The organism is Brevundimonas sediminis (assembly GCF_048799765.1).
Lineage (GTDB): Bacteria > Pseudomonadota > Alphaproteobacteria > Caulobacterales > Caulobacteraceae > Brevundimonas.
The window spans coordinates 21,758-33,948 of record NZ_JBLYQK010000026.1; the positions used below are offsets into that span (position 1 = coordinate 21,758).

The window sequence follows — 12,191 nt, forward strand, 5'->3', positions numbered from 1 at the left end:
CGCCCTTCGGCTTAGGACCCGGCCCGCACGCTTTTATGACGGCAGGCGGAGGGGCTCGTCCGGCTGGCAAATTCGCGGGCGAGGGCCTATCTCCCGCCTCGACTTCATCCGGACTGACCGGGCAAGGATTCTTGTGGCCGATACGAACGCGCGTCTGAACGAAACCCGGGAACAGCGGCTGGGCCGCATCGCCTTCCGCGCCTGGCGGCGGGGCTTCCGCGAAGCCGATCTGGTGCTGGGGCCATTCGCCGATCAGATGGGACCGTCGCTGGACGCCGCTGAACTGGACCTGTTCGAGGACCTGCTCATGGAGGACGACGACCACGTCCTCTACGCCTGGATCATCCAGACCACGCCGACGCCCGGGAAATATGACGGCAGCCTGATGACGAAGATCCGCGCCTTCATGGCCGAGCATGTCGCCGCCGAGGTGGCGAAGGGCGCCGGCTGATGGACGCGATCAATCCCAGCCGCGCCGACCTGGAACTGGGCGGCGCCCCGGAAGGGCTGGACGCCCTGACTGTCGCCGAACGCCTGCGCGCGACCGGGGGCGTCGGGGTCTTTGTGGCGCGCGACTACGCCCGCATGGGGGAGTTCGCCCAAGCGTTCCGGTTCTTCGCCGGGGATATTGAAGTTCTTGAGTTTCCGGCCTGGGATTGCCTGCCGTACGACCGCCTGAGCCCGACGGCCTCGGTGTCGGCCGAGCGGATGGCGGCGCTGACGAAACTGGCCGGGCGCGCGCCCGGCGAAGCGCGTCCGATGCTGGTCGTGACCACGGTCGCCGCCGCCGCCCAGCGCACGCCCCCGCGCGAGGTCACCACCGCCGCGAGCTTCGAGACCACGGTCGGCCTCGATCTCGATACGGCGGCGCTGGAGCGCTATTTCGCGGCCAACGGCTATGTCCGCGCCTCGACCGTGTCCGAGCGCGGCGAGTTCGCCGTGCGCGGCGGGGTCATCGACGTCTTCCCGCCGGGATTCGAGGAGCCGGTGCGCCTGGACATGTTCGGCTCCGAGCTGGAGACGATCCGAACCTTCGATCCCGCGACCCAGCGTTCGACCGGCCAGATGCGCTCCATCGCCCTGGCCCCGGTGTCCGAAGCCCTGCTGACGCCGGAAGGCATCTCCCGGTTCCGTACCGGCTATCTGAACCTCTTCGGCGCGGGGGGGGACGATCCCCTGTACGCCGCTGTCAGCGAGGGCGCGCGTCGTCAGGGCATGGAGCACTGGCTGCCGCTGCTCTACGAGCGGCTCGAGACCCTGTTCGACTATCTGCCGGACACGGCCCCGGTCTTTCTGGACAACCAGGCCGAAGCCGCGCGGGCCGAACGCTGGACCCTGACCGCGGACGCCTTCGAGGCGCGGCGCGACGCGTCCCGCAGCCAGACCGGCGCGGCCAACCGCGCCCTGCCGCCCGAGAAGCTCTATTTGACGGAAGGCGACTGGAACAGCGCCCTCGCGGGCCGCGCGGTGCGCCGTCTCTCGCCCTTTGCCGGGGGCGGCGAGGACGCCGGCGGCCGTCTGGGCCGCGCCTTCACCGCCGAGCGGTCGCAGGACAGCGTCAATCTGTTCGAGGCTGTCGCCAGGCACGCCCAGAGCCTGAAGACGGCCGGCAAGCGGGTGCTGTTCGCCTCGTGGACCGAGGGGTCGTCCGAGCGTCTGGCCGCCATGCTGTCCGATCACGGGCTGGAGCCGGTGGTCGCCGTGCGCGACTGGGGCGATGTGCAGACGGCGCCGGAGGGCCTGTTCCTGCGCGGCGTCCTGCCGGTCGAGCATGGCTTCGAGACCGCCAGCCTGGCCGTCATCTCGGAGACCGACATCCTCGGCGACCGCCTGGCGCGGCCGCGCAAGAAGCGCCGGGCGTCGAACTTCCTGGCCGAGGCCTCGGCCCTGACGGCGGGCGATCTGGTCGTCCACCTGGATCACGGCATCGGCCGCTACGACGGGCTGAAGACGCTCGAGATCCAGGACGCGCCGCACGACTGTCTGGAGCTGATGTACGCGGGCGAGAGCAAGCTCTACCTGCCGGTCGAGAACATCGACCTCCTGACGCGCTACGGGTCCGATGCGGACGGGGTCGAGCTTGATCGTCTGGGCGGCGCGGGCTGGCAGGCCCGCAAGGCCAAGGCCAAACAGCGTCTGCGCGACATGGCCGAGGGGCTGATCGCCCTGGCCGCCAAGCGTTCGCTGCGGACCTCGGACGCCATCACCCCGCCGCAGGGCCTGTTCGACGAGTTCTGCGCCCGCTTCCCCTATGAGGAGACGGACGACCAGCTCAACGCCATCGGCGATGTGCTGGAGGACCTGGGCAAGGGTACGCCGATGGACCGTCTGGTCTGCGGCGACGTCGGCTTCGGCAAGACCGAGGTGGCCCTGCGCGCCGCCTTCGTGGTCGCCATGAGCGGTCAGCAGGTGGCCGTGGTCTGCCCGACGACCCTGCTGGCGCGCCAGCATTTCAAGACCTTCTCGGAACGCTTCGCCGGCTGGCCGATCACCGTGCGCCACCTCTCGCGCATGGTCACCGCCAAGGACGCCGCCGAGACCCGCGCCGGCCTGAAGGACGGCGCGTTCGAGATTGTCGTCGGCACCCACGCCGTGCTGAGCCAGCAGGTCGGCTTCAAGGACCTGGGCCTCGTCATCGTCGACGAGGAGCAGCATTTCGGGGTCAAGCACAAGGAGAAGCTCAAGTCGCTTCGCGCCGACGTGCACCTCCTGACCCTGACCGCGACCCCGATCCCGCGCACGCTCCAGATGGCCCTGTCGGGCATCCGCGAGATGTCGATCATCGCCACGCCGCCGGTGGATCGTCTGGCCGTCCGCACCTACGTCACCCCGTGGGATCCGGTGCTGGTTCGCGAGGCCCTGCTGCGCGAGAAGTATCGCGGGGGGCAGGCCTATTACGTCGTGCCGCGCCTCAGCGACCTGCCGGACATCGAGAAATTCCTGCGCGAGCAGGTGCCCGAGATCAGGTTCGTGGTCGGTCACGGCCAGATGACGCCGACCCAGCTGGAAGACGTCATGAGCGCCTTCTACGACGGCAGCTACGACCTGCTGCTGTCCACGACCATTGTTGAGTCCGGACTTGATGTTCCGACGGCCAACACCCTGATTGTGCACAGGGCGGACATGTTCGGCCTCGCCCAGCTGCACCAGATCCGGGGGCGGATCGGTCGGGCCAAGGCGCGCGCCTTCGCCTATCTGACCACCGACCCGACCAGGCCCCTGTCCCTGTCGTCCGAGCGCCGCCTGCAGGTGCTGCAGTCGCTCGACAACCTCGGCGCCGGCTTCCAGCTGGCCAGCCACGATCTGGACCAGCGCGGCGGCGGCAACCTTCTGGGCGACGAACAGTCGGGCCACATCCGCGAGGTCGGCGTCGAGCTGTACCAGCAGATGCTGGAGGACGCGGTCGCAGAGCTGCGTCAGGCGGGCGAGGGCGGTCTCGTCGATCGCGGCTGGTCCCCGGCCATCAACGTCGGCGCAGCTGTTTTGATTCCAGAGGATTACGTTCCGGACCTCAACGTTCGTCTAAGCCTCTATCGCCGCCTGTCGGACGCCGAGAACAACGAGAGCCGCGAGGCTCTGGCCGCCGAACTGATCGACCGGTTCGGTCCGCTGCCCGATGAGGCCAAGCAGCTGCTGCGCATCGTCGGCATCAAGGCCAACTGCAAGACCGCTCACATTGAGCGCATCGACGTCGGGCCCAAGGGCGCGGTCCTGACCCTGCGCGACAACAGCTTCCCCAATCCGGTCGGTCTGGTCGGCCTGATCCAGAAGAACCACGCCTTCTGGAAGATCCGGCCCGATCAGAAGATCGTCGTAAAGGGCGACTGGGACACGCCGGAGGACCGCCTCAAGGTCGCCGAACGCATCACCGCCGATCTGGCGCGGGTGGCGGGGGCGGCCTAACCGCCGTACTTGCGCTCGAACTCCAGATCGGCGCCGAGGCTGGTCGCGCGTCGGGTGGTGAATTCCATCCAGCAGCTGTCGATCATGACGGCTTCAAGCGTGCCGCCGGCGTCACGGGAGGCGCTGTAGCTGCAGTCGGCTTCGCGGAAGGCGATCCAGGCGCGCTGCGCCGCCCGAAGTGCAGCCTGTCGCTCGGGTGGAAGTCGCTGCATCAACTCGCGATAGCGGGTGTTGAGCAGCGCATCCTGCCGCGAATGTTCGGCCGAGATGCAGGCCCGGACGTCAACGGTGACCCCGCTCGCCCTCTGCATGCAGGCATCGAATGCGGGCCTTGGGGCGGGCCTGTCCTGCGCCGACGCGGCGCCGGGTGTTCCGGCCATGGCCGCGCCGAGCAGGAGTGTGACGGCGATCTTCATGGATTTCCCCCGGACCGGCGAATGCGCGAAAGCGTTCTTACCCGGCGATGGGTCAGCCGCAACCGCCGTCCTCCATCCCCTCCGGCGGGCGGCTCTTGAAGTGGGCCGTCCACCAGTCGGTCCAGCGGGTTTCCAGCGCGCTGAAGGCCGTGTCGTCGAGGCCGTAGGTGGTCAGAGTGACGCTGGTCCAGCCCCTCGTCCATTTGGCGTTGGGTCCGCGATTGTGCGCGATCAGCAGGCCGTCGCCCCATTCGTTCACCGTCAGCCCGCCCTGATGGCGACCCAGGTGCCAGACCGCTCCGCTCAGCGCATCCGGCCCGAGAATGCCCGCCCACGGCTCGCCCTGCGCGGGGACGTCGTCCAGGCCGACGCCCGCCAGACCGTTCAGCGCATGGTCGCCCAGCGGTTCGCCGGACAGGTAGATGGTGCGGCGCGGCTGCCCGACATGGCGGGCCAGCAGGAAGGCCAGTTGCTGGGTGAAGGAGATCCAGCCCTCGGTCATGTCCTCATAGACGGCGTTCCAGTCGTCCTCGCTGACCGGGGCGCTGCGCACGACGCGGACGATGCTCCGGTCGCCGTCCGCCACGACCTCGTAGCGGTCCGGCATGCCGCCGAAATTCAGCACCTTGGCGGCGTCATCTGGCACGGCGTGGTCAAAGAAGATCCAGTCCACCTCTGCGCCCAGACTGTCCGTGTCCCAGCCGAACCACTGCATCAGCTGGTCGCGGTCGCGCAGGGCGGCCCACACCTGATCGGCGGGAGCGGGGACGGTCACCTCGACGAGAACGCGGTCTTCCATCGGCTGGTCGGTCATGACGCTCAGTTCCTTGCGGGGGCGGGTTTGACCACGGCCGGATGGGCCGCGGCGGTCAGGCGGTAGCGGCGGCCCTCGGGGGCCGAATAGCGGCGGGCCAGCCCGGCCACGGCCTCGGCGACGTCGCGCGAGAAGGCGTCGAAATCGGCCGGCCGGGCGAACGTCAGATCGGCCTCGACGGTCAGGGTCAGCAGGCGCGCGCCTTCCGCGTCGGCGGCCTCGCGCATGCGGGCCACGTCGCGGACCATGGCCGAGGCGGTGTGGATCAGATGGCTGGCGGCGTGGCGGTCCTGCGCCTCGACGGCGTCAGGATCGGCGGGGGCGAGCAGGGCGGGGTCCAGCACATAGCGTTCGGCGGCGACGAACAGCCGCTCGGTGAAGCCGCGCTTCTTCCGCTCGCCCGCCAGGCGGATCAGCCCCGCGTCCTCCAGCGCCTTCAGATGGTAGCCGATCTTCTGGCGCGGCATCTCCAGCTGCTCGGCCAGACCGGCGGCGGAGGCGGGCGCGATCAGGGCCGCGAGGATGCGTCGACGGATCGGCGCCAGCGCCAGATGCGCGGTGTCCAGGTCGTCGAGCAGGGCGGAGGGGCGGGCCGTCATGGCCTGACCCTGCATTAGACAAATAAAATTGTCAAATTAGCGGGCGGCGGCGCCGACGTCCGCCGAGGCCCGCTCCAGCACCACGGCGGGCGACTCGCCCGGCATGACCTCGGCCACCCCGACCTCGAATTCGACCACGAAGGGCGGGCGGTCCGGACCGGCGTCGAAGGCGGTGCAGCTGATGACGGCGGCGATGCGGTCGGCGGCGATCCGCGCGGCCGGTCCCCGGGTCGCCGGCAGGGCCAGGGCGAAGACGTCGGCGGACAGACGGGCGGCGGTGTCCTCGGTGCGGATCAGGCGCGAGACCATGGCCCCGATCTGGGGCAGGGCGCGGTCCAGCCAGCCGCCCTCGCGGGCGGCGGCCACGGCTTCGGTCTCGGCCACGCGCAGGACGGCGACCGACAGGGGACGACGGCGCAGTCGCGCGCCCTCGGTGACCCGGAGCAGATGGCTGGCGAACAGTTCCGGGGTGAACAGGCCGGTGGCCGGATCGGTCAGGCCCGAGCCGCGCGCGCTTTCCAGCGCCCGCCGGATGGCCACATGGCGGCGGTGCGCCCGCGCCAGGGCCACGACCCGCTCGGCCGTCTCCTCCTCGCGCGTGTCGGCGGCGGCGACATCGGCGAAGCCGCGGTTGAACAGCTCGGCCAGATTGATCTCGCCGGAACCCCGCAGATAGAGGATCGCCGGCACGTGATAGAGCCGGGTGTTCCGCTTCATGCCCGAGGCGATGGACAGGGCCGGGGCATGGTCCTCGGCGCCCCACAGGACGGCGGCGTCGAACGGGCGCTCATGCAGATAGTCGAAGGCGGTGTAGGGCGTCGGCGCGGCCACCACCTCGCAGTCCAGCGCGGTCAGGGCGTTGGACAGGGCCAGGAAATGCCGGTCCGGCTTGCCGGCGGCCAGCACCCGCAGGGGCGCGGTCTCGACCTCGGGCACGGTCAGGGGCTCGCCCCGCGCCGCGAAGGTGGCCTCGCGCAGGCTGACCTCCTCCTCGGCGATGGCGGTGCGCACCATGTTCTCGAGCCGCAGGGCGGCCTGGGCCGCGTGCGGCGGCTGGGTCATGGCGATGTCGGCCAGGCCGGGCTCCCAGTCGAGCGTGCCGGCGCCGATCGCCAGGACCGGCAGGCGGCGCGGGGAGACGGTCTGGCGCAGGGCCCGCACCCCGTCCGTCGCGCTCTCCAGCCGGGCGTCCAGCACGATGGCCTCCAGCGGCCAGTCGATCAGCACCTGCACGGCGCCGGCCAGCGACCGCGCCGTCACCGTGCGCCAGCCCAGCGCGTCGAGTCCCTGACACAGCGGACCGATCAGGTCGTCATCGGGCGCGACGACCAGTATGCGCGGATCAAGGATCAAAGGATGGACTCTCCCGACGCCCCCGCCCCGGCGGCGCGCTCAATGGGGGCGGACCATAGCGAGGACCGCCGCCCCGAAGCAACGGGCCGACCTGTGGTTTTTCAGGGACCTGCGGCGGGGGCGGTTCCAATAAGGCCGAATTGCGGTAAACCATCCGCCTTCCCGGGCGACGGCGAGTAACGGATTGCAGGCGAAAACGGATATCGACGCGGCGGTGCGCTGGGCCATGCCCCGGCTCTGGGGACGTCTGGCGGTCAGGGCCTTCACGCGCAGCTGGGGCCGCGACGTCATGCTCTACACGGGCGGCGTGTCCTTCTTCGCCCTGCTCGCGGTCTTCCCGGCCATCGCCATCCTGATCGGCTTCTACAAGGCGGTCCTGTCCATCGGCCAGGTCAGCGAACAGGCGGCGGCCCTGGCCGACGTCATGCCGCATGCCGCGCGCGCCATCTTCCAGCAGGAGATCGAGCGGCTGGCCAACGCCTCGGCCGGCACCGTTTCGGCCCAGAGCTTCTTCGCCCTCGTCATCGGCGGCTATGCGGCGCACCGGGGCTTCAAGGCCCTGCTGGCCGGACTGAACCTGATTCACGACGAGACCGAGCCGCACGGCTTCTTCCGCTTCAATCTTCTGGCCTTCTTCGTGGCCTTGTTCGCCTTCGCCCTGTTCACCGTGGTCTCCGGCGCGGTGGTCACCTCGCGCCTGCTTGAGCACACCGGTCCCGGCGAGGCCGCGGTGGCCGCCAGCGGCCTGTCGCTGGACGGGCTGTGGCCGGCGATCGGTCTCGCGGTCGGCCTGACCATGCTCTACCGCTACGCCATGTCCCACACCTCGCCCGTGGCCTGGGCGCCCGCCCTGGTCGGAGGGCTGGTGGCGACGGTGATGTCGACCGTCTCGTCCTGGCTCTGCGCCATCTATGTCGAGCAGATCGCTCCGCTGGGCGCGACCTACGGCTCGGTCGGCGCGGTGGTGGTGCTGCTGATCTGGCTGTCCTGGAACGTCAACGCCATCTTCTACGGCGGCGCCTTCGCCACGGAGATGGAGATCGCCGCGCGCGAGATGGAGACGCCCGCGCCGGACGCCGGTGTCGATGACGATCCGGCCCGGACGGTGGTCAGTCTGTCGGAACGTCGGGCTTCGCGACCTCGATAGTCAGGACCCCGTCGGTCTCGGTGATCGACAGCACCTCGCCCCCTAGATCCCTCATCAGGAAGGGGGCATCGATCCGCGCCATGGGATCGGTCGCCAGCAGGGTCAGGCGCGCGCCCGGCGCGGCGGCGTGAAACGCCTTCTGAAGCTTGAGACTGGGCGTCGGGCAGCGGTGCCCGCGGGCGTCGACGACGGTCATGCGCCGGTCCGGTCCAGCAGCAGTTCGAGCGCCGTGCGAACGCTCTCCAGACGCACCTGCTCGCGTCCGATGTCGCCGAAGCGGCGCTCCAGATGAACCACGCCGGTCGGTCCGGCTGCGGCGAAGTGAACCAGTCCGACCGGCTTTTCGGGTGAGCCGCCGCCCGGTCCGGCGATGCCGGTGACGGCGACCGAGACCGCCGCCCGCGATCGCGCGACCGCGCCCTCGGCCATGGCCCGCGCCACGGGCTCCGACACCGCGCCGTGGGCGGCGATCAGGGCGGAAGGTACGGCCACGAGGTCGCTCTTGGCCTCATTGCTGTAGGTGACGAAGCCGCGATCCACGACCGCCGATGACCCCGCCACCTGCGTCAGGACGCCGGCGACCAGTCCCCCGGTGCAGCTTTCGGCGGTGGCGATCATGACGCCGCGGGCGGCGGCCTCGGCGATCACGCGACGGGCGAGGGCTTCGATGTCGGTCGGGAACATGGGCGTCCGGGCTTTCCGAAGGGGCGGCGAGTCGGGCTAGGGTGCCGAAGCGTCCGTCGGGCGTCAGCATAAGGGGCGGGCATGAGCGAGACCACCATCGATGCGGCGACGCCGCAGGCGGACCGGCTGACCCCGATCCTGTTCGCGGTCGCCATCTTCACCTCGGCCTCGCTGGTCTTCGTGGTGCAGCCGATGGTGACCAAGCTGGTCCTGCCCATGCTGGGCGGCTCGCCGTCGGTCTGGAACACCGCCATGGTCTTCTTCCAGGCGGCGTTGCTGGCCGGCTACGGCTACGCCCACGGCGTCCAGCGGATTCGCTCGATCAAGGTGCAGGTCGGGGTCCATCTGGCCCTGCTGGCGGCAGCGGCCCTGTTCCTGCCGCTGCACATCAACGGCTGGCTGGGCGATCCGAATCCCTCGGCGCCGATCTGGTGGCTGCTGGCGACCCTGACCCTGTCGGTCGGCGCGCCCTTCGCCATCCTGTCCGCGACCGCGCCCCTGCTGCAGGCCTGGTACGCCCGGGTCCGCGCGGGTCATGCGGATGGACAGAACCCCTATGTTCTCTACGCCGCCTCGAACCTCGGCAGCTTCCTGGCCCTGCTGTCCTACCCGGTGCTGATCGAGCCGCTGACCACCCTGTCGGGCCAGCGCTGGGGCTGGACCGGCGGCTACGGCGTGTTCGTCGTTCTGGTGGTGGCCCTGGCCTTCGTGGTCTGGAGCCGTCGTCTCGACCGGACGGCGGAGCCCGCCCCCCTGGCCCGCAGCGCCCCGATCCCGTGGATGCAGAAGGGGCTGCTGGTTCTGCTGGCGGCGGCGCCGTCCAGCCTGATGCTGGGGGTCACCACCCACCTGTCGACCGACGTGGCCTCCGCGCCCTTCCTTTGGGTGATCCCGCTGGCGCTTTACCTGTTCACCTTCGTCATCGCCTTCCAGAACCGGCCGTGGATCCCGCTGCCGATCACCCTGATCATCCAGGCGGCGGTCGGAGCCATCTGCGTGCTGCTGGTGGCCTTCCGCTCCGCCAACTGGGGCATGGCGTTCGCGATCAACATCATCGCCTTCTTCTTCACCACCCTGATGTGCCACCAGTTGCTGGCGGCGCGCCGGCCGGCGCCGGACCGGCTGACCGAGTTCTATCTGCTGATGTCGCTGGGCGGTGTGGTCGGCGGGGCCTTCACCGCCCTGCTGGCGCCGGTGATCTTCGACATGGTCTGGGAGTACCCGCTGGTCCTCGTCCTGGTCGGCCTGCTGCGTCCCTGGGGGCGTGGACGGATCGACGGCCAGTACATCGGGACCCTGGTCGCCGCCGCCGCGGTGGCGGCGTCCCCGGTCCTGCTGTCGCTCTGGCTCGACTCCGACGACCGGGCCCGGGGCTTGTTCTACCAGTTCTTCCCGCTGGGCGTGTCCCAGCTGTCCATGGTGATGCTGGTGCCGGCCGCCATCTGCGCCTTCCTGGCCCGGGACCGCGCGGTCGTCTTCACCGCCATTCTGATCATGATCTCCCTGTCGTCCCAGTGGATCATGCGCGGCTACGACTGGGCCCATTCCGAACGCAGCTTCTTCGGCGTGATGCGCATCGCCAATGTGCCCGACGCCCGCATGGGCGGCGACGTCCATGTGCTGATGCACGGCACGACCCTGCACGGGGCCCAGGCGCAGCAGGGGCACAACCGCTGCGCCCCGACCCTCTACTACAACGTCAACACCCCCATCGGTCAGTCCGCCCTGATGGTGCGCGGCCGGGCCCCGGCCGTGAACGTCGGCGTGGTGGGGCAGGGGTCGGGCGCCATGGCCAGCTACAAGCGGGCCGCCGACGCCCTGACCTTCTTCGAGATCGACCCGATGGTCGATCGTCTGTCCCGTGATCCGCGCTGGTTCAGCTACATCTCCGACTGCGCCGAGGGCCCGGTGAAGACTGTTCTCGGTGACGCCCGACTGACCCTGAACCAGCAGCCGGCGCACAGCTTCGACCTGCTGATCATCGACGCCTTCTCCTCGGACGCGGTGCCGACCCACCTGCTGACCATCGAGGCGATCCGCGGCTATCTGAACCTGCTCAAGCCGGACGGGGTGGTGCTGCTGCACCTGTCCAACCGCAACCTGGACATCACCCTGCCGACCCTCGCGGCGGCGCAGGAGCTGGGCGTCCCCCTGCTGCACCAGATCTATTTCGAGAGCGGCGACATGCCGGCGATGGCAGAGGCCTCGACCGAGGCGGTGATCCTGTCGCCGACCGAACAGGGCCTCGCGGATTTCCGACGCGACAATCGCTGGCGGTCGGTCGGTGAGACGACGGTCCGGCCGTGGACAGACGACTACGTCAACCTGTTCGGCTCCCTGTGGCGGAGCCAGTTCCCGTCCGACGAACGCCCGCTCTAGCCGGCGGGCAGCTCGACGGTCGCGACGGCCTGGGCGGCCAGACCTTCGCCGCGACCGGTGAAGCCGAGGCCCTCGCTGGTCGTCGCCTTCACGCTGACGGCGTCCAGCGGGATGTCCAGAATGTCGGCCAGACGCTCGCGCATGGCCTGACGGTGGGGCTTCACCTTGGGGCGCTCGCAGATCAGGGTGACGTCCACGTTCGAGATGCGCCCGCCGCGCGCGGTCACCAGACCGACGGCGTGCTTCAGGAACAGGTCGGACGGCGCGCCCTTCCATCTGTCGTCGGTGGGCGGGAAGTGATCGCCGATGTCGCCCTCGCCGATGGCGCCCAGAATGGCGTCGGTCAGGGCGTGCAGGCCGGCGTCGGCGTCCGAATGGCCGATCAGGGTCTGGTCGTGCGGGATCTCCAGCCCGCACAGCCACACCGACTCCCCCGGACCCCAGCGGTGCACGTCATAGCCCTGACCGATGCGGACGGTGCGGGGGATCAGGGCCTCGGCCATGGCGAAATCCTCGGGATAGGTCAGTTTCATCAGCCGGGCGTCGCCCTCGACGATCTTCACGCGGCCGCCCGCGCGCTCGACCACGGCCGCCTCATCGGTGGCGGCCTCGTCCGACGGCCAGGCGCCGTAGGCGTCGGTCAGGGTCTTCAGGCGGAAGGCCTGCGGGGTCTGGGCGCGCCACAGGGCCTCGCGCTCCACTGACCCGGCCACCACGCCGTCCGCGGCGCGGCGCAGGCTGTCGGCGACCGGCAGGGCGGGCAGGGCGCCGTCGGCCTGATCCAGCGCGTCGACGCAGCGGGCGATCACGGCGCCGGACAGGAAGGGGCGCGCGGCGTCGTGGACGAGCACCGGCCGGTCGTCTGGTCCGCCCAGCGCCGCCAGCCCGGCCTGCAC

Annotated in this window: 11 protein-coding genes; 4 read left to right on the forward strand and 7 right to left on the reverse strand. The window is 70.2% G+C overall.

The window, feature by feature from the left end:
* The first annotated feature begins 133 nt into the window (after positions 1-133).
* A complete protein-coding gene (locus ACLQ7T_RS12935; RefSeq protein ID WP_420479793.1) occupies positions 134-451 on the forward strand; it encodes an FAD assembly factor SdhE in 318 nt (105 codons plus the stop codon).
* Complete coding sequence (gene mfd / locus ACLQ7T_RS12940; protein WP_420479794.1) at positions 451-3,903, forward strand: transcription-repair coupling factor; 3,453 nt, start codon at positions 451-453, stop codon at positions 3,901-3,903. Before ACLQ7T_RS12935 ends, mfd begins: the two co-directional genes overlap by 1 nt.
* Here the strand turns inward: mfd and ACLQ7T_RS12945 are convergent.
* The 4 genes from ACLQ7T_RS12945 to ACLQ7T_RS12960 are packed head-to-tail and all read right to left on the reverse strand — an operon-like array spanning position 3,900 to position 7,085.
* Positions 3,900-4,319, reverse strand: coding sequence for a lysozyme inhibitor LprI family protein (locus ACLQ7T_RS12945; RefSeq protein ID WP_420479795.1), 420 nt, complete (start codon positions 4,317-4,319; stop codon positions 3,900-3,902). The genes mfd and ACLQ7T_RS12945 overlap by 4 nt on opposite strands.
* Before the next feature lie 52 nt (positions 4,320-4,371).
* Positions 4,372-5,133, reverse strand: a complete 762-nt coding sequence (locus tag ACLQ7T_RS12950; protein ID WP_420479796.1) for an SRPBCC family protein — start codon at positions 5,131-5,133, stop codon at positions 4,372-4,374.
* 5 nt (positions 5,134-5,138) lie between these two features.
* Entirely contained in the window at positions 5,139-5,732 is a 594-nt protein-coding gene (locus tag ACLQ7T_RS12955) for a helix-turn-helix domain-containing protein (RefSeq protein ID WP_420479797.1), read from the reverse strand.
* A 36-nt stretch (positions 5,733-5,768) separates the two neighbouring features.
* Complete coding sequence (locus tag ACLQ7T_RS12960; protein ID WP_420479798.1) at positions 5,769-7,085, reverse strand: diguanylate cyclase domain-containing protein; 1,317 nt, start codon at positions 7,083-7,085, stop codon at positions 5,769-5,771.
* Between the two features lie 226 nt (positions 7,086-7,311).
* Between ACLQ7T_RS12960 and ACLQ7T_RS12965 the strand changes: the two genes are divergently transcribed.
* Positions 7,312-8,232 carry a YihY/virulence factor BrkB family protein gene (locus ACLQ7T_RS12965; RefSeq protein ID WP_420479803.1) on the forward strand — a complete coding sequence of 307 codons (921 nt, stop codon included), beginning with the start codon at positions 7,312-7,314 and terminating at the stop codon, positions 8,230-8,232.
* Here the strand turns inward: ACLQ7T_RS12965 and ACLQ7T_RS12970 are convergent.
* Both ACLQ7T_RS12970 and ACLQ7T_RS12975 read right to left on the reverse strand, forming a co-directional pair.
* Complete coding sequence (locus ACLQ7T_RS12970) at positions 8,195-8,428, reverse strand: sulfurtransferase TusA family protein (RefSeq protein WP_420479799.1); 234 nt, start codon at positions 8,426-8,428, stop codon at positions 8,195-8,197. The genes ACLQ7T_RS12965 and ACLQ7T_RS12970 overlap by 38 nt on opposite strands.
* On the reverse strand, positions 8,425-8,916 hold the full coding sequence (locus tag ACLQ7T_RS12975) for a CinA family protein (RefSeq protein ID WP_420479800.1): 492 nt from the start codon (positions 8,914-8,916) through the stop codon (positions 8,425-8,427). Before ACLQ7T_RS12975 ends, ACLQ7T_RS12970 begins: the two co-directional genes overlap by 4 nt.
* Before the next feature lie 81 nt (positions 8,917-8,997).
* Here ACLQ7T_RS12975 and ACLQ7T_RS12980 point away from each other — a divergent pair, with 81 nt between their 5' ends.
* The gene (locus tag ACLQ7T_RS12980; protein WP_420479801.1) at positions 8,998-11,295 is read left to right on the forward strand and encodes a spermidine synthase; all 2,298 of its coding nucleotides are present in this window, start codon (positions 8,998-9,000) and stop codon (positions 11,293-11,295) included.
* Here the strand turns inward: ACLQ7T_RS12980 and ispF are convergent.
* A partial coding sequence (gene ispF, locus ACLQ7T_RS12985) for a 2-C-methyl-D-erythritol 2,4-cyclodiphosphate synthase (RefSeq protein ID WP_420479802.1) occupies positions 11,292-12,191 on the reverse strand: 900 nt, incomplete at its 5' end. The genes ACLQ7T_RS12980 and ispF overlap by 4 nt on opposite strands.

Excerpts from the sequence above, each read along its gene's own strand:
- ACLQ7T_RS12970 (WP_420479799.1), bottom strand. The coding sequence starts at position 8,428 with ATGACCGTCGTCGACGCCCGCGGGCACCGCTGCCCGACGCCCAGTCTC.
- ACLQ7T_RS12945 (WP_420479795.1), bottom strand. The coding sequence starts at position 4,319 with ATGAAGATCGCCGTCACACTCCTGCTCGGCGCGGCCATGGCCGGAACA.
- ACLQ7T_RS12975 (WP_420479800.1), bottom strand. The coding sequence starts at position 8,916 with ATGTTCCCGACCGACATCGAAGCCCTCGCCCGTCGCGTGATCGCCGAG.
- ACLQ7T_RS12980 (WP_420479801.1), top strand. The coding sequence starts at position 8,998 with ATGAGCGAGACCACCATCGATGCGGCGACGCCGCAGGCGGACCGGCTG.
- ACLQ7T_RS12950 (WP_420479796.1), bottom strand. The coding sequence starts at position 5,133 with ATGACCGACCAGCCGATGGAAGACCGCGTTCTCGTCGAGGTGACCGTC.
- mfd (WP_420479794.1), top strand. The coding sequence starts at position 451 with ATGGACGCGATCAATCCCAGCCGCGCCGACCTGGAACTGGGCGGCGCC.
- ACLQ7T_RS12955 (WP_420479797.1), bottom strand. The coding sequence starts at position 5,732 with ATGACGGCCCGCCCCTCCGCCCTGCTCGACGACCTGGACACCGCGCAT.
- ACLQ7T_RS12965 (WP_420479803.1), top strand. The coding sequence starts at position 7,312 with ATGCCCCGGCTCTGGGGACGTCTGGCGGTCAGGGCCTTCACGCGCAGC.